This is a genomic window from Streptomyces sp. NBC_00076 (assembly GCF_045041235.1).
Classification (GTDB): domain Bacteria; phylum Actinomycetota; class Actinomycetes; order Streptomycetales; family Streptomycetaceae; genus Streptomyces.
In genome coordinates, this window is sequence record NZ_CP108242.1 from 2069158 (window position 1) to 2094418 (window position 25261).

Annotated in this window: 22 protein-coding genes and 1 pseudogene; 5 read left to right on the top strand and 18 right to left on the bottom strand. The window is 72.1% G+C overall.

Features of this window, described 5'->3' with window-relative positions; genetic code table 11:
- Nucleotide 1 precedes the first annotated feature (1 nt).
- A complete protein-coding gene (locus tag OHA64_RS09515; RefSeq protein WP_405623917.1) occupies nt 2–1213 on the bottom strand; it encodes a glycoside hydrolase family 10 protein in 1212 nt (403 codons plus the stop codon).
- Between the two features lie 180 nt (nt 1214–1393).
- Here OHA64_RS09515 and OHA64_RS09520 point away from each other — a divergent pair, with 180 nt between their 5' ends.
- Nucleotides 1394–2269 carry a 3-hydroxybutyryl-CoA dehydrogenase gene (locus OHA64_RS09520; RefSeq protein WP_405610793.1) on the top strand — a complete coding sequence of 292 codons (876 nt, stop codon included), beginning with the start codon at nt 1394–1396 and terminating at the stop codon, nt 2267–2269.
- Nucleotides 2270–2450: 181 nt separating this feature from the next.
- On the top strand, nt 2451–2708 hold the full coding sequence (locus tag OHA64_RS09525; protein WP_405610796.1) for a hypothetical protein: 258 nt from the start codon (nt 2451–2453) through the stop codon (nt 2706–2708).
- 25 nt (nt 2709–2733) lie between these two features.
- Here OHA64_RS09525 and OHA64_RS09530 read toward each other — a convergent pair whose 3' ends face one another.
- The 9 genes and pseudogenes from OHA64_RS09530 to infC all read right to left on the bottom strand — a co-directional run bounded on the left by OHA64_RS09530 (nt 2734) and on the right by infC (nt 12617).
- On the bottom strand, nt 2734–3279 hold the full coding sequence (locus OHA64_RS09530; protein WP_405610799.1) for an NUDIX hydrolase: 546 nt from the start codon (nt 3277–3279) through the stop codon (nt 2734–2736).
- A 75-nt stretch (nt 3280–3354) separates the two neighbouring features.
- On the bottom strand, nt 3355–4695 hold the full coding sequence (locus OHA64_RS09535) for a transcriptional regulator (RefSeq protein WP_405610802.1): 1341 nt from the start codon (nt 4693–4695) through the stop codon (nt 3355–3357).
- A 384-nt stretch (nt 4696–5079) separates the two neighbouring features.
- Nucleotides 5080–7626 (bottom strand): phenylalanine--tRNA ligase subunit beta, encoded by a 2547-nt coding sequence (pheT, locus tag OHA64_RS09540; protein ID WP_405610805.1) that lies wholly within the window; start codon nt 7624–7626, stop codon nt 5080–5082.
- Entirely contained in the window at nt 7626–8747 is a 1122-nt protein-coding gene (gene pheS, locus OHA64_RS09545) for a phenylalanine--tRNA ligase subunit alpha (protein ID WP_405610808.1), read from the bottom strand. The genes pheT and pheS overlap by 1 nt, the downstream gene beginning before the upstream one ends.
- Before the next feature lie 137 nt (nt 8748–8884).
- Nucleotides 8885–10030 (bottom strand): ATP-binding protein, encoded by a 1146-nt coding sequence (locus tag OHA64_RS09550; protein WP_405610811.1) that lies wholly within the window; start codon nt 10028–10030, stop codon nt 8885–8887.
- A 65-nt stretch (nt 10031–10095) separates the two neighbouring features.
- On the bottom strand, nt 10096–10944 hold the full coding sequence (locus OHA64_RS09555) for a TrmH family RNA methyltransferase (RefSeq protein ID WP_405610814.1): 849 nt from the start codon (nt 10942–10944) through the stop codon (nt 10096–10098).
- Between the two features lie 194 nt (nt 10945–11138).
- Nucleotides 11139–11522: a 50S ribosomal protein L20 gene (gene rplT, locus OHA64_RS09560; RefSeq protein ID WP_405610817.1), complete on the bottom strand. Its 384-nt coding sequence runs from the start codon at nt 11520–11522 to the stop codon at nt 11139–11141.
- A gap of 89 nt (nt 11523–11611) precedes the next feature.
- Nucleotides 11612–11806: a 50S ribosomal protein L35 gene (gene rpmI, locus OHA64_RS09565; RefSeq protein ID WP_405610820.1), complete on the bottom strand. Its 195-nt coding sequence runs from the start codon at nt 11804–11806 to the stop codon at nt 11612–11614.
- A 111-nt stretch (nt 11807–11917) separates the two neighbouring features.
- Nucleotides 11918–12617: pseudogene (infC, locus tag OHA64_RS09570) on the bottom strand (translation initiation factor IF-3).
- 339 nt (nt 12618–12956) lie between these two features.
- Between infC and OHA64_RS09575 the strand changes: the two are divergent.
- A complete protein-coding gene (locus tag OHA64_RS09575) occupies nt 12957–13331 on the top strand; it encodes a DUF1844 domain-containing protein (RefSeq protein WP_405610823.1) in 375 nt (124 codons plus the stop codon).
- Between the two features lie 33 nt (nt 13332–13364).
- Here the strand turns inward: OHA64_RS09575 and OHA64_RS09580 are convergent, their stop codons facing one another.
- The gene (locus tag OHA64_RS09580) at nt 13365–14096 is read right to left on the bottom strand and encodes an SseB family protein (protein WP_405610826.1); all 732 of its coding nucleotides are present in this window, start codon (nt 14094–14096) and stop codon (nt 13365–13367) included.
- Nucleotides 14097–14246: 150 nt separating this feature from the next.
- On the opposite strand from OHA64_RS09580, the gene OHA64_RS09585 reads away from it, so the two are divergent.
- The gene (locus tag OHA64_RS09585) at nt 14247–15296 is read left to right on the top strand and encodes a serine hydrolase (protein ID WP_405610829.1); all 1050 of its coding nucleotides are present in this window, start codon (nt 14247–14249) and stop codon (nt 15294–15296) included.
- A gap of 4 nt (nt 15297–15300) precedes the next feature.
- Here the strand turns inward: OHA64_RS09585 and OHA64_RS09590 are convergent, their stop codons facing one another.
- From OHA64_RS09590 to OHA64_RS09600, 3 genes are read right to left on the bottom strand one after another with little or no spacing between them, the layout of a single operon-like run.
- Nucleotides 15301–15678: a VOC family protein gene (locus OHA64_RS09590; protein ID WP_405610832.1), complete on the bottom strand. Its 378-nt coding sequence runs from the start codon at nt 15676–15678 to the stop codon at nt 15301–15303.
- Nucleotides 15675–16916 carry a type VII secretion-associated serine protease mycosin gene (gene mycP, locus OHA64_RS09595; protein WP_405623918.1) on the bottom strand — a complete coding sequence of 414 codons (1242 nt, stop codon included), beginning with the start codon at nt 16914–16916 and terminating at the stop codon, nt 15675–15677. The genes OHA64_RS09590 and mycP overlap by 4 nt, the downstream gene beginning before the upstream one ends.
- 5 nt (nt 16917–16921) lie before the next feature.
- The gene (locus tag OHA64_RS09600) at nt 16922–17773 is read right to left on the bottom strand and encodes a hypothetical protein (protein ID WP_405610835.1); all 852 of its coding nucleotides are present in this window, start codon (nt 17771–17773) and stop codon (nt 16922–16924) included.
- Between the two features lie 1764 nt (nt 17774–19537).
- On the opposite strand from OHA64_RS09600, the gene OHA64_RS09605 reads away from it, so the two are divergent.
- A complete protein-coding gene (locus tag OHA64_RS09605; RefSeq protein WP_405610838.1) occupies nt 19538–20740 on the top strand; it encodes an amino acid deaminase/aldolase in 1203 nt (400 codons plus the stop codon).
- A 23-nt stretch (nt 20741–20763) separates the two neighbouring features.
- Here OHA64_RS09605 and OHA64_RS09610 read toward each other — a convergent pair whose 3' ends face one another.
- The 4 genes from OHA64_RS09610 to OHA64_RS09625 are packed head-to-tail and all read right to left on the bottom strand — an operon-like array spanning nt 20764 to nt 25249.
- On the bottom strand, nt 20764–21678 hold the full coding sequence (locus OHA64_RS09610) for a DUF2510 domain-containing protein (protein WP_405623919.1): 915 nt from the start codon (nt 21676–21678) through the stop codon (nt 20764–20766).
- A gap of 26 nt (nt 21679–21704) precedes the next feature.
- The gene (locus tag OHA64_RS09615; RefSeq protein ID WP_405610841.1) at nt 21705–22493 is read right to left on the bottom strand and encodes a 3-oxoacyl-ACP reductase; all 789 of its coding nucleotides are present in this window, start codon (nt 22491–22493) and stop codon (nt 21705–21707) included.
- A complete protein-coding gene (locus OHA64_RS09620) occupies nt 22490–23869 on the bottom strand; it encodes an aldehyde dehydrogenase family protein (protein ID WP_405610844.1) in 1380 nt (459 codons plus the stop codon). Before OHA64_RS09620 ends, OHA64_RS09615 begins: the two co-directional genes overlap by 4 nt.
- Before the next feature lie 9 nt (nt 23870–23878).
- Nucleotides 23879–25249 carry a glutamine synthetase family protein gene (locus tag OHA64_RS09625; protein ID WP_405610847.1) on the bottom strand — a complete coding sequence of 457 codons (1371 nt, stop codon included), beginning with the start codon at nt 25247–25249 and terminating at the stop codon, nt 23879–23881.
- Nucleotides 25250–25261 lie beyond the last annotated feature (12 nt).

A 25261-nucleotide genomic window follows, 5' to 3' on the forward strand; every position in this document is an offset into this window, starting at 1 on the left:
CTCAGCGCGGGGGCTTCGCCGGCCGCTGGTAGTGGTCGGCGACCACCCGCGCCATCGCGCCGATCCGGTCCGCCCCGACCTCCTTGGCCGCGAAGAAGACATGCCCGCGCGCCTGCGGGAACGCCCGGGCGCGGGTGAGGTGGCGGGACAGCTCCGCCGGGTCCTGCCAGGCCGCGGGCTGCGCGGGGTCACCGGCCTTGTAGAGCGCCTCCCCCAGGTACAGCTTCGTCCTGCTGCCCCGGGCCGTCTCGGCCCACCAGCCCAGCAGCTCCGCGTAGTCGGCGGCGGCGAAGCCGATGTTCCAGTAGAGCTGCGGGACGATGTAGTCGATCCAGCCCTCGCGCACCCAGGTACGGGTGTCCGCGTGCAGATCGTCGTAGGTCTGCACGCCCGCCCGGGTGTCCGAGCCGAGCGGGTCGGTGTCGGAGTTGCGCCACACCCCGAAGGGGCTGACGCCGAAGCGGGCGGCGGGGCGGGTTTTCCTGACCCGGGCCGCCGTCTCCCGCACCAGCTTGTCGATGTTGTCGCGCCGCCAGGCGGCCCGGTTCGGGAAACCGCCGCCGTGACGGTCGTAGGCCGCGTCGTCGTCGAAGGTCTGGCCCGCCACCGGGTACGGGTAGAAGTAGTCGTCGAAGTGCACGGCGTCCACCGGGTACCTGCGTACCGCGTCCAGCATCGCGTCCTGCACGAAGGCGCGGACCTCGGGCAGCCCGGGGTTGTAGTAGAGCTTCCCGCCGTACGGCACCACCCACCCCGGGTGCTTGCGGGCGGGGTGGGAGGCGACCAGCCTCGTGACGTCCGTGTGATTGGCGACGCGGTACGGGTTGAACCAGGCGTGGAGTTCCAGACCCCGGGCGTGCGCCTCCTCGACCGCCGTGCCGAGCGGGTCCCAGCCCGGGTCCCGGCCCTGGGTGCCGGTGAGGTACTGCGACCAGGGTTCATGGGGCGAGGGCCACAGCGCGTCGGCCGTCGGGCGCACCTGGAACACCACGGTGTTGAGACGGGCCGCGACCGCCCGGTCCAGATGCGCGAGCAGCTCGGTACGCTGCCGGTCCGCCGACAGCCCCGGCCGCGAGGGCCAGTCGCGGTTGCTCACGGTCGCCAGCCACACCCCCCGCATCTCGGTGGTGACCCTCCGCTGCGGGCCGGCCGTCGCGCCCGAGGCCGACGTGAGCGTCGACAACGCGGCCAGCGCGAACCCCCGACGTGACAGTCGCCCCACCTGAACACCCCCATACACCGCGGATCCGTGCGGTCACGGATCGTCTCCGTGCCCCAGGATGCCCGTACCCCCGCGATCGATCATCGATACTTGGGAGTAACGTGCACGAACGGAGCAGGCACCGGACCGACGGAGAACCTGCCACAGCCGTAGATCAGCGAAAGGGACGATGTGACGGACATCCAGGCGGGAGACATCACGCGGGTCGGAGTGGTGGGCTGCGGTCAGATGGGAGCGGGCATCGCCGAGGTGAGCGCCCGCGCCGGCCTGGACGTGAGGGTCGCCGAAACCACCGGCGAGGCCCTGGAGATCGGCCGGACGCGGCTGTTCAATTCCCTGGCCAAGGCTGCCGAGCGCGGCAAGATCACCGAGGAGGAGCTGGCGGCGACCCAGGCGCGGCTCAGCTTCACCACCGACCTCGGCGAGTTCGCAGACCGTGATCTGGTGATCGAGGCGGTCGTCGAGAACGAGCAGGTCAAGACCGAGATCTTCCAGGTGCTCGACCAGGTCGTGACCCGGCCGGACGCCATCCTCGCGTCCAACACCTCCTCGATCCCGCTGGTGAAGCTGGCGGTCGCCACCGCACGGCCCGACCACGTCATCGGCATCCACTTCTTCAACCCGGCCCCCGTGCAGCAGCTGGTCGAACTGATCCCGGCGCTCACCACCTCCGAGGGCACGCTCGGCCGCGCCCAGGGCTTCGCCGAGAAGGTGCTCGGCAAGCACGCCATCCGTGCCCAGGACCGCTCCGGCTTCGTGGTGAACGCGCTGCTGATCCCGTACCTCCTGTCCGCGATCCGGATGTTCGAGTCCGGCATCGCCAGCCGCGAGGACATCGACAACGGCATGGAGCTCGGCTGCGCCCACCCGATGGGCCCGCTGAAGCTGTCCGACCTGATCGGCCTGGACACCGTCGCCTCGGTCGCGTACTCGATGTACGAGGAGTACAAGGAGCCGCTGTACGCCGCTCCCCCGCTGCTCCAGCGCATGGTCGACGCGGGCCGGCTGGGCCGGAAGTCGGGGTCGGGCTTCTACACCTACGACTGACTACGCATGGTGGCTGGAAAGGGCCCGGCACTCTTCGGAGCGCCGGGCCCGTCGCATTCACACACCGTGTGCGCGCCGGGCCCGCATATGCCTGTCGCACACTCTCCCCGCCTGCCCACCAGGCGAGTTGACTCTCTATGCGCATGCAAGGGATGTGACGACTACGGAAAGGAGCGGACTCGTGACCGCCGACCCCGAGCATCCCGTGGTTCATGGGGAACTCGCAGAGTTACGCCGACGCCTCGACGTCGCCTACGCGCGTGTCGAGGGAGGGCTTGCCCTGCTCAGCCATCGCACCGAGGAGACCGACAAGGAGGTCGACGACCTGAGCACACGGGTCGTCGCCCTGGAGCACGCCCGCTGGCCGCTGCCCGCGGTCGCGGGGCTCGCCGCCGTGGGCGCGCTCGTCGTGACGATCTGGCAGGCCCTGGGGCGCTAGGAGCACTCCGGGACGCGTGGGGGAATCAGGGCATGGCGTCCTGGCCCAGCCTCAGATGATGCAGTAGTAGTAACGCGGCCGCCATGGTGGCGGCCGGGACCTCCCCACGGGCGACCATGTCGGGGACCAGCTTGAGGGGAACCCATTCCCTGCGGTCCGACTCGAAGTCGTCCACGGGGTGTCCGATGTACTCGCCCTCGTCCGACCAGTAGATGTGGTGCCGGGCGTCGGTCAGCCCGTTGGACGGCTCCACGCTCATCAGGTGGCGCAGGGGCCCCGGCCGCCAGCCGGTCTCCTCCTCGAGCTCCCTGGCGGCCGCGTACGCGATGTCCTCGCCGTCCTCGACGACGCCCGCCGCCAGTTCCCATCCCCAGCTGTCGGTGATGAAGCGGTGGCGCCACAGGAGGAGTACCTCGTTGGCCTCGTTCACCACAGTGGCCACGGCAACGGGCCGCAGCCGTATGAGGAAGTGGTCCAGACGCCGCCCGTCCGGCAGTTCCACATCTGCCAGGTTGACGGTGAACCAGCGGTTTTCATACACAGTTCGTTCGCTCTGTTTCGTCCACTGCACGGTTCTGCCACCTTCCGTCGAGTAAGTGGCAATATCGCAGCAGGGACAATGAGGTGTCGGTGCTCAGGTACCGGCCTACAGCGGTACGCGCAGTGCGCCGTCGATGAGTTCGGCTGCCTCGGCGGTGCCCGAGCAGCCGCTGCGCACCAGGTGTTCGCGCACCGCCCTGAGTCTGTCGCGCAGGCGCTGGGACTCCATCCCCCGGGCCTGTTCGGCCATCTTCACCGCCGTGGCCACCGCCTTGTCGGCGTTGCCCCGGCGCAGCTCGATCGTGCTGAGCATGGCGAGCCGGTGCACCCGGCCCCGGTCGTGGGCCGGGTTGTCCACGGCCGCCGCGGCGTGCTCCCACGCCGCCGCCAGTTCGCCGAGGCTCAGCAGCGCCTCCGCCACCTGGACGTTGACGAGTCCCGGCTGGACATAGCCCGTCTCGTCGGGCTCGCGTCCGCGCCGGATGCGTTCGGCGGCCTGCTCGGCCCGCCGGATGCAGGACAGCGCGCTCGTGCCGTCACCGAGGTGGGCGTACGCCTTCGCCTGCATCGCGTACAGGTCGGAGGCGAGCGCCGGGGTGATGTGCTTGCCGGCGGCGCGCAACGCGGCCTCCGCGAAGGCGACGGCCTGCCGGTACTCCCGCATGAACAGCGACTGGTTGACCAGCAGCGCGATCACGTACGCGCCAAGTCCCCGGTCCCCGCTGGCCTTTGCCAGTCTGAGCGCCTGGTGGAAGTAGCGCTGGGCGAGTCCGTGCGCGTCGGAGTCGTAGGCGCAGATCCCGGCGACCGCGACCAACCCGCCGGTGGCCCGGTGCAGTTGGCGGCCAGTCTCGTCGGTGTAGCTGCCGCGCAGCAGCGGTGCGGCCTCCGCGTTGAGGAAGCCGACGATCCGGGAGCGGGTCGCTATGCCGCCCGCCTTGCGGTACATCTGCTCGTAGTGGGCGCGGGCGGCGCGCAGCATCTCGAGGTCTGCGGAGGTGACCCGGTGCCGGCCGCCGCGCGAGACGTCGACGTCCTCGGGCGGGTTCTCCCACTCCCACACGGGCATGACGGCGGGTGTGCCGGTCACCGCGGGCGCGCCCAGGATGTGCGGGCGCTGCTGCTCGTCGGAGCGCCACAGGGCGGTGGCCCGCTCGACGAAGCCGGACAGGGAGGTGCCGTGCGGGGCGGAGGGTTCGCCGGGGACGCCGAGGCCGATGTCGTCGAGGGTGACGGGGCGTTGCAGCCGGGCCGCGAGCACCTCGCAGATCAGGTCGGGCACTTGACCCCGGGGCCGCTGGCCCTTCAACCACCGTGCCACCGCGGTGTGTTCGTAGCGGAGCGCCAGGCCGCGCGCCCGGCCCGCCTGGTTCACATGGGCGGCGAGACCCGCGTGCGAGATCCCCGCCTCGTCCAGGATCGCGTCGAGCAGAGTGTTGGGCTGCATCCAAGGCCCCCCGGTGACTCGGTGCCGTCAGAGTAGTGGGTGCGCCTTCACACGGGGTGTGAACGGAGTACTCGAATCCGCAGCGTGTGCACACTGTCGCGGAGAGTTTCCAGCCGATTGACTGAAATGCCTCGTAAGAGGCCGGCCGGGCCGCCGGCTCCCCCTCGTACAGTGCGGCGGCCCGATTCCACGCCGTCCGCCCGGCTGCCTGCCCGACACTCCGTGGCGGGGCGGACGGCTCCGCCTGCCTGGCTTCCGCCGAGGCCCCCATCAGGCCCTGCCAACGCAGTCGGACCGGCCCCGAAAGGCCGGTCCGATTCTGTCGGCAGCATGGCAGGGGAGACTCAATGGTCCTGCCTCCCTCACCGGGGCGCTGGGCGGTGACTAGCCCCGCAGCACCGCCCCCGTCCGCTCGCCCGCGAGGGCCACCGCCGCGTCCCGGGCCGCCGACGCCTCGTCGACGGTCAGCGTCCGGTCGGCCGCCCGGAAGCGCAACGCGTACGCCAGCGACTTCTTGCCCTCACCGAGTTGCTCGGCGTTCTCGTACACGTCGAACAGCCGGATCGCCTCCAGCAGTTCGCCCGCGCCGTCGCGCAGCGCGGCCTCCACATCGGCATGCGGTACGACACCGTCGACCACGAGGGCGACATCCTGCGTGGCGACAGGGAACGTGGAGATGCCGGGCGCCTGCACGGTCGCGTCGCCCACCTTCTCCAGCGCGTCCAGGTCGAGCTCCATCGCACAGGTACGGGCGGGCAGCCCGAGCGCCTTCAGCACCCGCGGATGCAGCTCGCCCGCGTGGCCCACGACCCGCTCGGCACCGTCGGCGACCACCACCAGCTCGGCGCACCGGCCCGGGTGCCACGGTCCGTACTGCCCACCGCGGACGAGCAGTTCGGCACCGGCCTCCCGTGCCACCGCACGCGCCGCCTCGACCGCGTCGGCCCAGTCCGCCGGGCGGCCCTTGCCCCACCAGCCGGCCTGTTCGCGGGCGCCCGCGAGGACGACGGCGACATGGCGCGGCTGCTCGGGCAGCGTGGCGTTCAGCGCGGCGATCTCCTCGCCGGTGGGACGCCGGTCCACCGGAGGGGCGACGGCGACCCGCCGCTCCTCGCGCGGCTGGAAGACCAGGCCGGTCTCGAACAGCGCGAGATCGTGCGAGCCGCGGCCGTCATTGCGCCGCAGCGCGGCCAGCAGGCCCGGCAGCAGCGACGTACGGAGCGCGGGCTCCTCGTCGCTGAGCGGGTTGACCAGCTTGACGACGCGGCGGGCCGGGTCGTCGGCCGCGAGGCCGAGCTGGTCGAAGACCTGCTCGTTGACGAAGGGGTAGTTCGGCGCCTCGACATATCCGGACCCGGCCAGGGCCCGTCCGACGCGGCGGTGCAGCCGCTGCCGGTGGGTGAGGCCGCGGCCCGCGGGGGGCCTGGGCAGTGTGGAGGGCAGGTTCTCGTAGCCCTCCAGGCGGATGACCTCCTCCGCCAGGTCGTTCGGGCGGCGCAGGTCGGGCCGCCAGGACGGCACGGTGACGATCAGCTCGTCCTGCCCGTACACGTCGCAGCCGACCTCCTGCAGCCGGCGTACGACGACCTCGCGGCCGTACTCGACGCCCGCGACCTTGTCGGGGTGGTCGGCGGGGACGGTGATGGTGTGCGGCCCGGACGGGGCGATCACCTCGGTGACGCCGGCCTCGGCGGTGCCGCCCGCGAGCAGCACGAGGAGGTCGACGGTGCGCTGCGCGGCGGCGGAGGCGGCCTGCGGGTCCACCCCGCGTTCGAAGCGGCGGGACGCCTCGGAGGACAGCTTGTGGCGGCGAGCGGTGCGCGCGATGGAGACGGCGTCGAAGTGCGCGGCCTCGATCACTACGTCGGTCGTGCCCTCGGCCTCCATGGGGGTCCCCCCGGTCGAGGGAATTCGAGACTGGGGGAGGTCGGCGATCTCCGTGTTGGCGCCGCCCATCACGCCGGCGAGCCCGATGGGGCCGCGGTCGTCCACGATGACCAGGTCCTCGGCGTGCAGGGTGCGTGTGACGCCGTCGAGGGTGGCGATCTTCTCGCCCTCCTCGGCCCGGCGCACGCCGATGGTGCCCTGGACGAGCCCACGGTCGTAGGCGTGCAGCGGCTGGCCCAGCTCCATCATCACGTAGTTGGTGACGTCGACGGCGAGGGAGATCGAACGCATGCCGACCTTCTGCAGTCGGCGCTGGAGCCAGATCGGGGAGCGGGCCTCCGGGCTCAGACCGGTCACCGTACGCGCGGTGAAGCGGTCGCAGCCCAGCGGTTCCGAGACCCGGACCGGGTAGCCGAACGCGTTCGGGGCGGGGACGTCGAGCAGCGCCGGGTCGCGCAGCGGCAGACCGTAGGCGATGGCGGTCTCGCGGGCGACGCCGCGGATGGACAGGCAGTCGCCGCGGTTGGCGGTGACTGCGATGTCCAGGACCTCGTCGACCAGTTCGAGGAGCTCGATGGCGTCCTTGCCGACCTCGGTCTCCGGCGGCAGCACGATGATGCCGTGGCTGCCGTCGTCGCCCATGCCCAGCTCGTCGCCGGAGCAGATCATGCCGTGGGACGTCTTGCCGTACGTCTTGCGCGCGGAGATCGAGAAGCCGCCCGGGAGCGTGGCGCCGGGCAGCACCACGACGACCTTGTCGCCGACGGCGAAGTTGCGGGCGCCGCAGACGATCTCCTGGGGCTCACCGGTGCCGTTGGCCTGACCGACGTCGACGGTGCAGAAGCGGATCGGCTTCTTGAAGCCCTCCAACTCCTCGATGGTCAGCACCTGCCCGACCACCAGGGGACCCTTGAGGTCGGCGCCGAGGTGCTCGACCGTCTCGACCTCGAGGCCGGCCGACACCAGCTGGGCCTGGACGTCACGGCCGGTCTCGGACGCCGGCAGGTCGACGTACTCCCGCAGCCAGGAAAGCGGGACGCGCATCAGATCTCCATCCCGAACGGCCGGGTGAACCGGACGTCACCCTCGACCATGTCTCGCATGTCTTCGACGTTGTGGCGGAACATCAGCATCCGCTCGATGCCGAACCCGAAGGCGAAGCCGCTGTACTTCTCCGGGTCGACGCCGCAGGCGGTGAGCACCCGCGGATTGACCATGCCGCAGCCGCCGAGCTCGATCCATCCCTCGGACGAGCAGGTGCGGCAGGGCCGGTCGGGGTTGCCGACGGACTCGCCGCGGCAGACGTAGCACACCATGTCCATCTCGGCGGACGGCTCGGTGAACGGGAAGAAGTTGGGCCGCAGCCGGGTCTTCATGCCCTCACCGAACAGGGACTGGACCATGTGGTCCAGGGTGCCCTTGAGGTCGGCCATGGTCAGGCCCTCGTCGACGGCGATCAGCTCGACCTGGTGGAAGACCGGGGTGTGGGTGGCGTCCAGCTCGTCGGTGCGGTACACGCGGCCGGGACAGATCGTGTACACCGGCAGCTCACGGTCGAGCAGCGAGCGGATCTGCACGGGCGAGGTGTGGGTGCGCAGCACGACGCCGGAGTCGGCCGGCCCCTCGGGGCCCGCCACGAAGAAGGTGTCTGCCTCGCCGCGGGCCGGGTGGTCCGGGCCGATGTTGAGGGCGTCGAAGTTGAACCACTCGGCCTCGACCTCGGGGCCCTCCGCGACCTCGTAGCCCATGGCCACGAAGATGTCCTCGATGCGCTCCGAGAGCGTGGTGAGCGGGTGGCGGGCGCCGGCCGGTACGCGGTCGTACGGCAGCGTGACGTCCACCGCCTCCTCGACCAGCACGCGCTGGTCCCGCTCCGCCTCCAGCTCGGACTGGCGGACGGCGAGGGCCTTGTTCACCGCGCCGCGGGCCTGGCCGACGAGCTTGCCGGCGGCGGCCTTGGCGTGCGGGGGCAGGGCGCCGATCTCGCGGTTGGCGAGGGCCAGCGGGGAGGTGCCGCCGGTGTGGGCGACCTTGGCCTCCTGGAGTGCGTCGAGGGAGCCCGCGGCGGCGAAGGCGGCGAGCGCCTCGTCCCGCGTGCGCTCGATCTGTTCCGGTTTCAAGGCCTCGACCTCTACAGGGTCGTACGACTTATTCGGTGCCGACATCTCTTCCCGTGCTTCCGATTGGCTGGCTGAAGGTCCCCGTCACCGACTCACTCAGAGGTCGGAGGGCCGTCCATGGGACACAAAGGTGCCAGAGGCCGAGTCTAACGGGGTGCGGATGAGCGGATGCGCCCGCGGGCTCAGGTCAGATAGGCCGGAGCGCTCACGGGCAACGTAAATCGGAACTCCGCGCCGCCGCCGGGGGCGCGGCCGACCGTGATGGTGCCGCCGTGGGCCTCGACGATGCCCTTGACGATGTAGAGCCCGAGGCCGGTGCCACCGCGCTTGCTGCCCCGCCAGAAGCGGGTGAAGACGCGGTTCATGGACTCCTCCGGGATGCCGGACCCCTCGTCGCTCACCGTGACCGACGTGGCAGTGTTCTCGTGGCCTTCCCCTTCGCGCGGGGACGCCGTGGGCGTGATGTCAATCGTGACGGTTCCCTCGCCGTGGCGCACCGCGTTTTCCAGCAGGTTGCTGAGCACCTGGTCGATCTTGTCGGGGTCGGCCCACAGGTCGGGCAGCGGCTGCTCCAGGCGCAGCAGAAACCGGTCGGCGGGCAGCCCGGCGGCGACATAGGCCTGGATGTGGCGGCCGACGGCGGCGCCGATGTCGACGGGCTGACGGCGCAGCTCCAGCCGCCCGGAGTCGATCCGCGAGATGTCCAGGAGTTCGGCGATGAGCCGGGTGACCCGGTCGGCGTCCGCGTCGACGGTCTCCAGCATCAGCCGCTTCTGGTCGTCGGTGAACCTCTCCCACTTGGCGAGGAGGGTGGCGGTGAAGCCCTTGACGGAGGTGAGCGGGGACCGCAGTTCGTGGGCGACGGTGGCGATCAGCTCGGCATGGCTGCGTTCGGTGCGGCGGCGGGCCGCGGTGTCGCGGAGGGAGACCACGACACGGCGGACGGCTCCGGTGGGCGCGGTACGGACGTAACGCGCGGAGACGAGGACCTCACGGCCGCCGGGCAGCAGGAGGTTGCGCTCGGGCTGGCGGAACCGGATCGCGAGGCCGCCGTACGGGTCGGTCAGCTGCCACCAGCGACGTCCTTCCAGGTCCTCCAGGGGGAGGGCCTTCTCCAGCCGCTGCCCGAGGGCGGCGGCGGCGGGGACGGCGGTGATGCGTTCGGCGGCGGCGTTGAAGCAGATCACGTGCCCGTGCTCGTCGGCGACGACCAGGCCGTCGGGCAGCTGGTCGGGGTCGATGCCGAGCTCGGCGAGATCACCGGGCCGGGCCGCGGACGGGTGCCGCACATTCCGTGCCCCCGGTGCGCTGCTCGTGCCGACGCTCATCCCCGTACCCCACCTCTCAGACGGCCTCTCAGCTGGCGCAGTGGGCCCCCGAGCTGGTCACCCTACTAGCTCTCGGTGACGGAACGGCACCCTGCGGAGGCACGCTGTGCACGGGCTGACGCATAGAGACATACGGCGGCCGCGGTGGCGAGGTTCAGACTCTCGGCCTTCCCGTGGATCGGGACGCGCACCACGGCGTCCGCGAGCGCGCGGGTCTCCTCCGGCAGCCCCCAGGCCTCGTTCCCGAACACCCAGGCGGTCGGCCCGCCCATGGTCCCCTTGTCCAGTTCGTCATCGAGATCGTCGGTCCCGGCACCGTCGGCGGCGAGGATCCGCACACCGGCGTCCTTGAGTCCGGCGACGGCCTGCTCGACGGGCACGCCGACAGCGACGGGGAGGTGGAACAGGGACCCGACGGACGCCCGTACGGTCTTGGGGTTGTACAGGTCGACGGAGGCGTCGGTGAGGACGACGGCCTCGGCGCCGGCGGCGTCCGCGCAGCGCAGCACGGTGCCGGCGTTCCCGGGATCCCGTACGTGGGCGAGCACGGCGACGAGCTTGGGCCGGCCCCGCAGGATGTCCTCGAAGGGCGTGTCGAGGAAGCGGCAGACGCCGACGAGGCCCTGCGGGGTGACGGTGGTCGAGATGTCGGCGATCACAAGATCGTCGGCCAGGTGCACCCGCGCCCCGGCGGCACGCGCCTCCCCGATGATGTCGGCGTACCGCTCCGCGGCGTCGAGCGTGGCGAACAACTCGACCAACGTGGACGCGTGCGCCGCCGCCTCCCGCACCGCCTGCGGCCCCTCCGCGAGGAACAGCCGCTCCTTCCCCCGGAAGTTCCGCCTGGCGAGCCGCCGGGCGGCGGAGACGCGGGGGGAACGGGGGGAGATCAGCTCGGGGGTGGCGGGGGGCATGAGGCTCACTTTCAGATCTTCTGTCCGCCGCGACGGCGGCCAACCACGACGGCGGACGACCTGGGGGATCCCCACGCCCGCGCTCCGCGGCGTGGAGGTGCCGAATCCGTCCGCACCACTCAAACGCAACGGACCCGCAGGCCGCGAAGCCTACGGGTCCGGAAAGTCACGTCGGACTACAGCCGGCGTCGGCGTCACGCCGCCTTCGGGGCGTTGACGTCGCTCGGCAGCGCCTTCTGGGCCGCCTCGACGAGCGCGGCGAACGCGCTCGCGTCGTTCACGGCGAGCTCGGCCAGGATCTTGCGGTCGACCTCGATGTTCGCGGCGTTCAGACCCTGGATGAAGCGGTTGTAGGTGATGCCGTTGGCGCGGGCAGCGGCGTTGATGCGCTGGATCCACAGCCGACGGAAGTCACCCTTGCGCTTCTTGCGGTCGTTGTAGTTGTAGACCAGCGAGTGGGTGACCTGCTCCTTGGCCTTGCGGTACAGGCGCGAACGCTGACCGCGGTAGCCGGAGGCCTGCTCGAGGATCGCCCGGCGCTTCTTGTGGGCGTTGACTGCCCGCTTGACGCGTGCCACTTGTTAACTCCTTGTGCTGGGTCACGAGGGTGACCCGAGAACGGCTTGGTCCCGGATATCGGCTGCGCCCTGCCCACGCAGGGCGCGCACTACATCCCGAGGAGCTTCTTCACCTTGGCGGCGTCGCCCGGCGCCAGCTCGACGGTGCCGGCCAGGCGGCGGGTCAGCGTCGAGGGCTTGTGCTCCAGGTAGTGGCGGCGGTTGGCACGCTGGCGGAGCACCTTGCCCGACCCGGTCACCCGAAAGCGCTTCTTGGCACCGCTGTGCGTCTTGTTCTTCGGCATGGCGCCGTTCACTCCTCGTCGGTGGCGCTCCGATGCCCGGTCACGAAAACCGGGCACGGTGGAGCGTCGCTCTTGTATCGGTTACGTCCTGGGGACTCGCGTCCCCGGGGATCACGCGTCGGCGGAAGCCTCGGCAGGAGCCTCGGCGTCCTCCACGACGTGCTCGATCTCCACGTCGTCGGACTCCGCGGCGTTCTGCGACTTGCCGGGGTTGGCCTTCGCTTCGGCCTTGCGGGCTTCCTGCGCCTGGCGAGCCTCGGCCATCGCCTCGGTCTTCTTCTTGTGCGGACCGAGAACCATGATCATGTTTCGGCCGTCCTGCTTCGGGTTCGACTCCACGAAACCGAGGTCGGCCACGTCCTCCGCGAGACGCTGCAGCAGTCGGTAACCCAGCTCGGGCCGGGACTGCTCGCGACCACGGAACATGATCGTGATCTTGACCTTGTCGCCCTGCTTGAGGAACCGGACGACGTGACCCTTCTTGGTGTCATAGTCGTGCGGGTCGATCTTCGGCCGGAGCTTCATTTCCTTGATGACCGTGTGCGCCTGGTTCTTGCGCGCCTCACGGGCCTTCATGGCCGACTCGTACTTGAACTTCCCGTAGTCCATGAGCTTGCACACAGGCGGACGGGCGGTCGCCGCCACCTCGACCAGGTCCAGGTCGTACTCCTGTGCAAGCTCCAGTGCCTTGGCCAGCGGGACAATGCCCACCTGCTCGCCACTGGGACCGACAAGTCGCACCTCGGGAACGCGAATCCGGTCGTTGATGCGGGGCTCGGCGCTGATGGATCCTCCTCGGTTAGCACCACACGACCATCTGGCGGACGGCCGCGTTTGTCTCTATTAGACAGACCTAACCGCGCCGAAGCACAAAAAATGCCCCGGGACGATCACAGGCGGGGCTCCAAGCACTACCGGAGCACCGCCGCGGTGATGCCGCGGGGCGCACTTTCGGGCGACTCCATCGTCCGTACGGAACGATGGTGGCCGCCTGACCGGGGTGACCCGCCATCCCGAGGGACGGTCAGGTGGGAGATCGGAGCCTCCACTTGTGGGCCGGGCATTGCTGTCCCGGCCGGTCATCACACAAGGTTAGCAGCTACCCGGGGGTGGTGCGAACCGTCGTACACCGGGCTCTATCGTGTGGGGCATGAGTGACACCCCTGCTGAGTCCGCCGAGTCCGCCACCGGCCCCGACTTCGACGAGATGGCCCGCGACATCGCCGAGGTCCCCGCCGTCGAGGTGATCGTGACGGTCGCCGTCAACCTGATGAGCGCCGCCGCCGTGAAGCTCGGCCTGACCGAGGAGGGCGACAAGTACAAGGACCTGGACGAGGCCCGCAAGCTGATCCACGCCCTCGCCGGTCTGCTCGACGGAAGCGCGACCGAGATCAGCTCCTTCCACGCGGCACCGCTGCGGGACGGCCTGAAGTCGCTCCAGCTGGCGTTCCGCGAGGCCTCCCTCGTCCCGGACGAGCCGGGCCAGGGCCCGGGCGAGAAGTACACCGGCCCGATCTACGGCTAGTCCGTTCCACGGCCGGTCAGTTCCACGGCCGGCTCATCCGCGTACGTACAAGGGCTCGCCCGGCGGCGTCGCCCCGGCCGGCAGCAGTGCCAGGTCGAGGCCGCGCACCAGGCGGGCCCTGAGCGTCTCGTCGGCGGCCAGCCGCTCGGCGACCGCGCGGGCGGCCTCGGCCGGGGGTGCGGACGCGTCCAGTACGAGGGCGAGGGTTCCGTCGGCCTGTCCGGGCCCGAGGTGAGCGCGGAGCACACCCGGCTCGGCGGCCACCGCGGTCCGTACCGCGTCGCGGACCGCCGGGTCGGCGAGCGGATCGGCCGTCGTACGGCCCTCGGCGAGCGCGAGCAGCGCGGACCCCCTCAGCTCGTACGGCACCGGTCCGGCCAGATCGAGCACGAGCGTGTCGGCCTTCTCGTGCGCGGCGGCCTGGAGGGCCTGGTGCAGGGGTACGGCGACGGGGCGGGCCTCGGGGTCCCAGCGGGCCAGCGAGTCGGTGGAGGTGAAGGCCGGCAGGGCCGTGCGGTGGCCGGCTTTCAGCGTCGGCACGGCCATGTCGCTGGTCTTCTCGCGGCGCAGCCCGTTCTCGTCCTCCTCGACCTCGCCGAGGACGGCCACGACGGGGACGAGGAGCCGGGCGCCCTTGAGCGCCTCCAGGACGGGTCCCTCGGCGTCGTGGTCTTTCGCCCAGGCCGCCAGCGCCGCGCTCAGCCGGGGGTCGGCCGTACCGTCGTCGTCGGAGAAGCCGGGGTCGGGAATGTTCTTGTTCGCCACGGTCACCGACCCTATCGGGGGGATGCTGCTGGGCTTGTGCGGGTCCGGAAACCTGCTGGTGACGGCTTTCACCGTTTTCTCAGATTTCCCTGACACACATCTAACGTCCGTCTAACGGGTCGCACAGTCGACGCCCCCAGCATCGCGGACATGGAGTCCTCCAGAGCCGCGCGAAGCCACCGCTCCCGCCCGCCCCGGCGGCGCCCGCTGCTGTACACCGCGCTCGCCTCCGTCGCGGTCGTCGGTGCCACGTCCGCGGGGACGGTGTACGTGAAGGCGCAGGCGCACTCCGGTGCGGGCGTCGTATCGTCGGCGGGTACGCCGTCGGCCTCCTTGACGGCCACGGGTTCGACCGCGGCTTCGGCCTCGGGGAGTGGGGAGACATCGGTGGAACCCGTGGCGGAGCCGACGGTCAGTCACGACGCCCTGCTGGCCGCCGCCATGAAGACGGTCAGCGTGGCGGACACCGCGGAGGTGTCGGTGGCGGTACTGGACCTCGACTCCGGCGCCGGCGCCGGGTACGGCGACGGGACCTTCGACACGGCGAGCATCGTCAAGGTCGACATCCTCGCGGCGGTGCTGCTCCAGGCGCAGGACGCGGGCACGCGTCTCACCGCGCGGGAGAAGTCGTACGCCACCGCGATGATCGAGAACAGCGACAACGACGCGGCGTCGGCGCTGTGGCGGGACATCGGTGGGGCCGACGGGCTGAACGCCGCGAACGAGCGGTTCGGGCTCAGGGCGACGGAGGGCGGCGAGGGGCCGCTGTGGGGGCTCACGCAGACCACGGCCATCGACCAACTCACCCTGCTCCAGCAGGTGTTCGGGGCGGACTCGGAGCTGAGCGAGGCCTCGCGGACGTATCTGCGGGGGCTGATGGGGCAGATAGCCGCCGATCAGCGCTGGGGGGTGTCGGTGGTGGCCGACGGCTCCGCGTGGGCGCTGAAGAACGGCTGGCTGGCACGCAGCACCACCGGTCTGTGGGACATCAACAGCATCGGGCGGGTGACCGTGGACGGCCATGACTGTCTGGTGGCCGCGCTGTCGAAGGGCAACGCGACGAAGGCGCGGGGGATTTCGCTGGTCGAGGCGGCGGCGAAGGCGGCGGTGTCGGTGTTCACGGCCGACGGGGCGGCCGGCTCGGCCTCCGCGTCGTCGGACTCCGCGGCCTCGGCCGCTTCGGTGTCTTCGGAGCGGTGACCGGTCAGTGGCGGACCAGGCAGAAGGGATGCCCTGCCGGGTCCGCGTAGACGCGCCAACTCCGGCTGTCGGAGCCGCCGTCGAGCAGGGTCGCGCCCGCGGCCAGCACCTCCTCCTGCGCCCGGTCCGGGTCGGTGACGGCGAAGTCCAGGTGGAACTGCTGGGGCCGGGCGGGATCCGGCCACTGCGGGGCCTGGTAGTCGGCCACCCGCTGGAAGGCGAGCACCAGGCCCGAGCGTGCGTGCAGGGTGGCCCAGTCGTCGCCGATCGTCCACCGCCGGTCCGGCCGGTTGACGGTGCCGCCGAGCAGCGACCGGTAGAACTCGGCCAGTCGCCCGGGCTCGGCGCAGTCCAGCACCACACACTGCAGGTCGGCGATCATGTCCAGCCGTCCTGGGACTCGTAGCCGTCGTAGGAGCGCGGTGCACGGCGGCGGCCGCGCCACAGGACCACCGCGCCGACCAGCAGCAGGCCCCCGGCGCCGCCCGCGAGGGAGGCCGCCCAGCCGGCCGGGCCGTCGTCCTCGTCGGCGGTGCCCGGGCCGGAGCCGAAGTACTTGTCGCCGTACGAGGCGGACTTCAGATCCTCCGGCTTGAGGCCGCCGGCCTCGGCGAGGGCAGCGGCCGGGTCGACGAAGCCGAAGCCCCGGGAGTCGTCACGGCCGCCGGCCGGGGCGTTGCGGGCCGTGTCCTCCAAGAGCTTCTTGACCTGGGCGGGGGTCAGGCCGGGGTCGGCGGCCCTGATCAGCGCGACCGCGCCGGAGACGAAGGCGGAGGCGGCGCTGGTGCCCCAGCCCTCGTAGTACTTGTGGTCGGGGTCGGCGATGACGACGTTGACGCCGGGGGCGCTGACCGTCGCGTACCAGCGGCGGGTGGAGAAGGAGGCGCGGGTGCCGAAGCGGTCGACGGCGGTCACGGCGATGACGCCCGGGTAGGCGGCCGGGTAGGAGATGTGGTCGCCCTTCTCGCCGCCGTTGCCTGCCGAGGCGACGACGACGGAACCCTTCTTCAGCGCGTATTGGACGGCCTCGTCCTCGGTGGGTTCGGGGTGCGCGGAGGCGGAGTCGTCGCCGAGGGAGAGGTTGATGACGTCGGCGCCCTGGTCGGCGGCCCAGCGGATGCCATCGGCGAGGGCGTTGCCCCGGATGCTGCGCGCCTTGGCGCGGGCCGGGTCCTTGTCCTCGAGGATCACCCGGACGGGGAGGATCTTGGCCTCGGGGGCGATGCCCATGACGCCGTCGGCGTTGCCGGCGCCGTGTCCGTGGCCGGCGATGATCCCGGCCATCGCGGTGCCGTGACGGGCCCAGGCGCGGTCGCCGTCCTCCGCGCCGAAGCCGATCATGTCCTTGCCGGTGAGGACGTTGCCGACGAGGTCGGGGTGGTCGGCCTCCACGCCGGTGTCCAGGACGGCGACGGTGACGCCCGCGCCCTTCGTGGTGCGCCAGGCCTGCTCGGTGTGCATGGCGTTGAGGGCCCACTGCTCGGCGCGGATGCTGTCGGCGTGCGCGGCGGTGGGCGGCACGAGGGCGACGGAGGCGGTGAGAAGGACGCTCAGGAGGCCCGCTCGGCGGGTCCCGACGCTCAGGCCGCTGGTGGGACTCACTCGGCTCATGCGGCTCATGCGGCTCATGAGGGCGGCTCCGTGGGTGAGCTGACGGTCTTGCGCAGGCCGCGTTCGACACGGTCGGCGAGGCCCTGCGCCTCGTTGCCGAGGCCGGCCTGGGCGGGGGCGGTGGTGGCGCCGGAGGCCATGGCCTGCGCGGCGGGCTGCGGGTCGTCCACGGTACGACCGTCGGCCCAGCCGGAGACGGCGTACACCACGACGGGGGCGTCGGTGAGGACGGACACGGTCCAGGAGGCGCGCTGCTCGGCGCCGAAGCGGGCGGCGACGGTGCCCTTGGCGGCGTACGGGCGGGGCATGAGGTCGGTGCGGTCGGCGAGGCCCTGGTCCTTGAACCCCTTGGCGAGGGCGCTCATCGCGGTGGCGTCGGCCTTGGTGAAGAGGAGACCGACGGTGGTGACGTAGCTCTGCGTGGCGTCCGTGTAGGTGGCGCGCAGCAGCCGCTCGCAGCCGACGGGTGCGAGGGCCTTGCTCAGCAGGGGGTCGAAGGCGTTCTCGCAGTCGGTGTCCGGGGCGACGGCGATGCGGGTCCAGGTGCGGTCGGCGCGGCCGGGGCCGGCGCCCTGGCCCGCCACGGTGGGCGGGAACAGCTGATCCACCGGAACGCTGTGCCACAGCCCGCCGGCCGCGGCGAAGCTGTCCCGCTTCCCGCTCTGCCCCGGCTCCCCCACGAGCCAACTCCCGGTCACGGCACCACCGATGAGCCCCAGACCGAGCACGACGCACGCCGCCGCGGCGGCGACCCGGGGCCGGACCCACACCGGGAGCGTCCGCGGGCGGGCCTGCTCGCGATACCCCTCGGGCTCCCCGAACGACACGATGGGCCGCCCCGAACCAGGGACTGCTCCGGGTGTCATGGGCGCGCTCCAGGAGAGCGCGGGATCCGGTCCGCGACCGACGGAATCGGAGCGGCTCCGCAGGTGGGGTGCCGCGGGGGCCTCGGGCGAAGAGGTACGTGCGTGGCCGCCGGGGGTGAGGAGTGCCGACGGGGGCTGCGCAGGGGGGCGGGAGCCAGGGGTCGTGGACGAGGGCTGCGGGCGGCTTCCGGAGCCGGTGGACGTCGACGGGGACTGCGGGCGGTTCTCAGGACCTGTCGGCGCGGAGGACGGTTGGGGTCGGCTCCGGGGCCTGGGGGGCGCCGGCTGCGTGTACGGAGCGCTCCTGGGCACGGGGGGCGTCGCGAACGGCAGGTCCGAGCCACTGTCGCTGCCGGGGCCGCCCGGCGTCTGCCGGGCCGGGTGGGGCGGGAAGCCGGGGCGGGCGGGCGCGGGCGGGGTGCTTGGGTGAGCGCCTGGTTGCGCGGCGGACGCTGCGGAGCCGGGGTGCGGTTCGGGCGCGGGATTCGAGCGGGCACCACCGGACCGGGGTGCGGGAGGGGCGGAGCCGGGTCGGGAGTCAGGCCGCTGCGGACCCCCGGAGGCGGCGGAGCCGGCTGCCTGTGAGCCGGCCGGCCGGCCACCCGGGGAGCGGGGCTCTCCGAAAGGATCGGTGGACGCGGAGCCCGCGCGGGCGGCGGGCCGCGGTGCCGACGGGGCCGCACTCGGGCCCGAGTCCGGCCGTCGCTGTGCGGGGGCCGGGGGGACCGGACGGAGGCGGAACGTTGTCTCCGACGCGGTCTCGGCGGGTGCCGAGGTACGGCGCGGCGGCGCCGGAGGCCGATGGCCCGGGCGGGGCGGTATGGGGTCCGACGCCGGGGCCCCGGAAGTCGGTCGAGGCGGCAGATGTCCACCCGAGGCCGGGCTCCCGCTGGGCCGGGGCGGCACGCGGTCGGTCGTCGGTGGGGTGTCGGGGAAACGGGCCGAGGCCCGGGGTGGGGGCGGCGTCGAGGAGGAACCGTCGGTTCCGAAGGACGGTGCCCGCAGGTTCGGGATGCGGGGGCCGATGTGCCGCGCGGAGGTCGCGCGTCCCGCCTCCTCGCCGTCGGACTCACCGTCGCGGCGAGCGTACGCGCCGGCCCCGGAGCCTGCGCCACTTCCACCGACCGTCCCGGAACCAGACCCGCGGTCGCCCGAGCCGAACACACCCCCACGCACCGAACGGGCCCCGGCCGCGCCCCGTGCCGCGGACGCGGAATGCGTCCCCGAGGCATCCGATGCCGAAGGCCCCGCACCCACCGGCCCGGTGCCGGCAGCAGGGGCCCCTCCGCCCGTCGGTATCGAGCGAGCCCCGAAAACGCCCCCGCTCCCCCTGAGTGAACCGTCGGCGGAATCGGGAGCGGCGTCCCCGCCGGCCCCGGACCCGGTCTCCGAACCGGGCTCCGACGAACCACTCTCCCCGGTCCCCGCCGTCGGCGGCTGGGGCGGGCGTGGGGGAATGGGGGCGCGCCGCGCTTCCGTGCTCATGCACCCCCCGTTTCCTCGCGCCCGGGTCGTCTCCACGCACACGGGCCGTTGTCACCGTCGGCCGGGCCCGGCGTGGACTCGGCCGTCCCGGGCAGGCATACCCGCATGGACGGACCGCCATCCCGGCGCGGACGTGCGGCCGGGGACGGAGCGGTCCTCCGTGCGTGCGCGTCACTCTACGGGTTGTTGCCGGGCAAACGGGAACCAGTCCGTGCCCCCGGGGCATCTGCCCGGAACATCCCCCTACCCTGCGGTAATCCTGTCTGGCAGGCTGCGTTCATGACTGCGCGCGCCGCCGACCGGGCCCGTTACGACCGGGCCACCGCCCATCTCGACGCCCCCCTCGCGATCGTGGACCTGGACGCCTTCGACGCCAACGCGGACGATCTCGTCCGCCGTGCCGACGGCAAACCGGTCCGGGTCGCCAGCAAGTCCGTACGCTGCCGGGCCCTGCTGGAACGCGTGCTGGCGCGGGACGGCTTCGCGGGCCTCATGTCCTTCACCCTCGCCGAGTCCCTGTGGCTGGCCCGGAGCGGATTCGACGACGTCCTGCTCGCCTACCCCTCCGCCGACCGCGCCGGGTTCGCCGAGCTGGCGTCCGACCCCAAGCTCGCCGCCGCCGTGACCGTGATGGTCGACGACCCCGCGCAGCTCGGGCTGATCGACGACGCCCGCGGCGGCGGACGCGAAGTCATCCGAGTCTGCCTGGAGTTGGACACCGCGCTCAAGCTCCTCGGCGGCCGGGTACGGGTCGGCGCCCGCCGCTCCCCGTTGCACTCCCCGGCCCAGGTGGCCGACCTGGCCCGTGCCGTGGCCCGGCGGCCGGGGTTCAAGGTCGTGGGGATCATGGCGTACGAGGGGCACATCGCCGGTGTCGGGGACGCCGTCGCCGGACGGCCGCTGCGCTCGCGTGCGGTGCGGCTGATGCAGGCCACCGCGCGCCGCGAACTCGCCGAGCGGCGTGCGGCGGTGGTGCGCGCGGTGCGGGCCGTCGTACCGGACCTGGAGTTCGTCAACGGCGGCGGCACGGGCAGTGTGCAGCACACCGCCGCGGAGGACGCGGTCACCGAGATCGCCGCCGGGTCAGGACTGTACGTACCGCGGCTGTTCGACAACTACACGTCGTTCAGCGGGCGTCCGGCGGCACTCTTCGCCCAGCCGGTGGTCCGGCGGCCGGGGGTCGGTGTCGTGACCGTCCTCGGCGGCGGCTACCCCGCGTCGGGCGCGCCCGGACCCGACCGGCTGCCGGTGCCGTATCTGCCGGAGGGGCTGAAGTACGACCCCCAGGAAGGGCCCGGCGAGGTGCAGACGCCGCTGCTCGGCTCCCCCGCCGACGACCTCCTCGTCGGTGACAAGGTGTGGTTCCGGCACGCCAAGGCCGGCGAGTTGTGCGAGCGGTTCGACGTGCTGCACCTGATCGAGGGGGACGCGGTGACGGCGACGGTCCCGACGTATCGCGGGGAAGGCCACACCTTCCTCTAGCCGGGCCGAAGCGACCGCGGCCGCTAGGTCGAGGGCCCGAGGCTGCTGCCCACGCCGCCGCCCGGGTCCGTGTCGCCGACCGACCGGATCCCCTTGGTGATCCGGTCCATGTCGGCGAGCGGCGGTCCGTCCGGGCCCGCGTCGAAGACGAACCGTACGAGGACCGGCGACTCGCTGCCGACGCTGGAGGGGAAGACCAGCGACTGCACATAGCCGCCGGGGCCCTTGACGGTCTTCACCCGCCAGCGCACGAAGTACCCGGCGCGGCCCGCCACCGCGACCTGCCCGGATCCGACCTTCTGGTGCGACGCGATGCCGCCGTAGGGGCGACGGTCCAGGGAGTCGTGGTCGTAGGCCTCGTCGGCCGCCTTCGAGATGTCCGCCAGGGCGAGGGTCTTGGGTGAGCGCACGTCGTTCTCGGTGACCGTGCGGGAGAAGACCAGGCCGTGCCGGCAGAGGCCGACGCCGGCCGGGCAGTCGTACGTCCCGTCGTCCCGCATCATGACGACGTCGTCCTCGGCGACGTTCTCCGGCCTGGTCCAGCCGTCGCGCAACGGCAGGGTGATGCCGTTGAGTTGGTCCACCACGACGGCCGGGTCGTCGGCGGACGGCGCGGAAGGGGTCGGCGAGGAGGCGGCCGGTGAGGGCTCCTCGCTCGCCGGTGCCGACGTGGGGGCCACCGGCGTGGGCGCGGTGTTCACGTCCGTACCGCCGCCGTTCTCGCGGAGTACGAACGCGCCCGTGACGATCGCGGCGACGAGGACGACCCCGGCGGTGCCCAGGGCGATGGCCTTGGCCCGCCCGGAGGCCCCGTCGGCGGCCTGCGGCCGCCCGGGGGCGTCCGGGGAGCGCCGGTGGTCGGTCCACGTGGTCCCGTCCCACCAACGCTCCAGATGCGGGGCCGAGGGGTCGGGGTACCAGCCGGGCGGAGGCGTCATGCTCATTCCGGAACTGTAGGACGCGCCTACAGCGGTGTGACGTACGCCCCCGAGATCCCGCCGTCCACCAGGAAGTCGGTGGCGTTCACGAACGAGGAGTCGTCGCTGGCCAGGAAGGCGACGGCGGCGGCGATCTCCTCGGCCTCGGCGAACCGGCCGACGGGGATGTGGACCAGGCGGCGCGCGGCCCGCTCCGGGTCCTTGGCGAACAGTTCCTGGAGCAGGGGGGTGTTGACCGGGCCCGGGCAGAGCGCGTTGACCCGGATGCCCTCCCGCGCGAACTGCACGCCCAGTTCACGGGACATGGCCAGGACGCCGCCCTTGGACGCGGTGTACGAGATCTGCGAGGTCGCCGCGCCCATCCGGGCCACGAAGGACGCGGTGTTGATGATGGAGCCCTTGCCCTGCCGCCGCATGTAGGGGATCGCGGCCTTGCAGCACAGGTAGACGGAGGTCAGGTTGACCTCCTGGACGCGCTTCCAGGCCTCCAGGCCGGTCTCCAGGATGGAGTCGTCGTCGGGCGGGGAGATGCCGGCGTTGTTGAAGGCGATGTCTACGCTGCCGTAGGTGTCGTGGGCCGTCTTGAAGAGGGCCTCGACCTGCTCGGGGTCGGTGACGTCGACTTTCACGAACGTCCCGCCGATCTCCTCGGCGGCCGCCTTGCCGCGCGTCTCGTCGACGTCGCCGAGGACGACGTGGGCGCCCTCGGAGGCGAGCCGGCGCGCGGTGGCGAGACCGATGCCGCTGCCGGCTCCGGTGATGACGGCGGTACGGCCGACCAGGCGGCGGCAGATGATGTCGTCGGATGCGGTCACTGTGCGGGGCCCTCCGTACTGATGAAGACGTTCTTGGTTTCGGTGAAGGCGGCCAGGGCGTCCGGGCCGAGTTCGCGGCCGATGCCGGACTGTTTGAAGCCGCCGAAGGGCGTCCAGTAGCGGACGCTGGAGTGGGAGTTGACGGACAGGTTGCCCGCCCGGACCGCTTGGGAGACGCGCAGGGCGCGGCCGACGTCCCGGGTCCACAGGGAGCCGGAGAGGCCGTAGTCGGTGGCGTTGGCGAGGGCCACGGCCTCCGCCTCGTCCTCGAAGGGCAGGACCACCGCGACCGGGCCGAAGACCTCCTCGACGGCCACCCGGGCGTGCGGGTCGACGCCGGTCAGGAGGGTGGGCGGGAACCAGAAGCCGGGGCCTTCGGGGGCCTTGCCGCGCAGACCGGAGGCGTCCGGGTCGACGTACGAACGGACACGGTCCAGTTGGGCCCTGGAGATCAGGGGGCCCATCTGGGTCTGCTCGTCGGCCGGGTCGCCCACCCGGACCGACTCGATCCCGGGGGCCAGCAGGTCCAGGAAGCGGTCGTAGGCGGAGCGCTGGACGAGGATGCGGGTGCGGGCGCAGCAGTCCTGGCCGGAGTTGTCGAGGAAGGCCATGGGAGCCGCGGCGGCGGCGGCCTCGAGGTCGGCGTCGGCGAAGACGATGTTGGGGCTCTTGCCGCCGAGTTCGAGGGTGACGGGCTTGAGGAGCATGGACCCCTTGGACGCCACCTGTCGGCCCACGGCTGTCGACCCGGTGAAGACGATCTTCGCCACGCCGGGGTGTTCGACGAGCGCGTTGCCGGCGACGGGTCCATGGCCGGGCAGCACCTGGAAGAGGTCGTCCGGGAGGCCTGCTTCCAGAGCGAGTTCGGCCAGGCGCAGGGCGGTCAGCGGGGTCGTCTCGGCGGGCTTGAGGATCACCGCGTTGCCCGCCGCGAGCGCCGGTGCGGTGCCCCAGGCCGCGATCGGCATGGGGAAGTTCCAGGGCGCGATGACGCCGACCACACCGAGCGGTTCGAGGATCGAGACGTTCAGGCCGCCGGGCACCGGGATCTGATGTCCCGTCAGCCGCTCCACTCCCCCGGCGGCGTAGTCGAGCAGGTCCCGGACGTTGCCCGCCTCCCAGCGGGCGTTGCCGACGGTGTGTCCGGCCTCCCGGACCTCCAACTGTGCGAGTTCCTCGAGGTGTTCGTCCACGGCGACGGCGAACCGGCGCAGCAGTCGGGCCCGGTCGGCGGGCGCGAGGGCGGCCCATCCGGCCTGTGCCCTGGTGGCGCGTACGACGGCCGCGTCCACGTCGGCGGCGGTGGCGGCCGGGACGGTCGCGACCACCTCCTCGGTGGCCGGGTTGAGGACCTGGAGCTCAAGCTCGTTCGACACGGGAGAACCTCACAAGCGTTCGAAGGAGCGGCGCAGCTCCCAGTCGGTCACCGCGGCGTCGAAGGCGTCCAGTTCGACGCGCGCCATGTTGCGGTAGTGGGCGACGACCTCGTCACCGAAGGCGGCCTTGGCGATCGGGCTGTTCTCCCAGAGCTCGGCGGCCTCGCGGAGGGTGGTGGGGACGTGCGCGTAGCCGCCGGCGTAGGCGTTGCCGGTGCAGACCTCGGGCAGCTCCAGCTTGTGCTCGATGCCGTACAGGCCCGCCGCCACCAGCCCGGCCACCGCGAGGTGCGGGTTGACGTCACCTCCGGGCAGCCGGTTCTCGAAGCGCAGGGAACGTCCGTGGCCCACGACCCTCAGGGCGCAGGTGCGGTTGTCGTACCCCCAGGCGACGGCGGTCGGGGCGAAGGAGCCCGGCTGGAACCTCTTGTACGAGTTGATGTTGGGGGCGTAGAGGAGCGAGAAGTCCCGCAGCGCGGCCAGCTGACCGGCGAGGAAGTACCGCATCACCTCCGACATGCCGCCCTCGTCCTGGTCGGAGCCCACCATGGCGTTGGCGCCTGCCGCGTCCGTGAGGGAGAGGTGGATGTGGCAGGAGTTGCCCTCGCGCTCGTTGTACTTGGCCATGAAGGTGAGGGAGACGCCCTCCTGCGCGGCGATCTCCTTGGCGCCGGTCTTGTAGATGGCGTGCTGGTCGCAGGTGACCAGGGCCTCGTCGTAGCGGAAGACGATCTCGTGCTGGCCCGGGTTGCACTCGCCCTTGGCGGACTCGACGGTGAGGCCGGCCGCGGCCATCTCGTTGCGGACGCGCCGCAGCAGGGGCTCGATACGGCCGGTCCCCAGCACCGAGTAGTCGATGTTGTACTGGTTGGCCGGGGTGAGGCCCCGGTAGTCGGCGTCCCACGCCTGCTCGTAGCTGTCCTTGAAGACGATGAACTCCAGCTCGGTGCCGACCTGCGCGGCGAAGCCGTGCTCGGCGAGACGCTCCAGCTGGCGACGGAGGATCTGGCGGGGGGCGGCGACGACCGGGGAGCCGTCGTTCCAGGCGAGGTCGGCGATCAGCATGGCCGTACCGTCGTTCCAGGGCACGCGGCGGAGCGTGGACAGGTCGGGGTGCATGGCGAAGTCGCCGTACCCCCGGTCCCAGGAAGACATGGCGTACCCCTCGACCGTGTTCATCTCGGTGTCGACGGCGAGGAGGTAGTTGCAGCCCTCGGTGCCGTGCTGGAGGACCTCGTCGAGGAAGAAGCGTGCGGCGAACCGCTTGCCCTGGAGCCGCCCTTGCATATCGGGGAACGCCAGGACGACAGTGTCGATCTCACCGCCGGCGACGAGGGCGTGCAGCTCCTCGACGCTCAGCGGGGGTGTGCGGTCTGCCACGGGAAAGCCTCC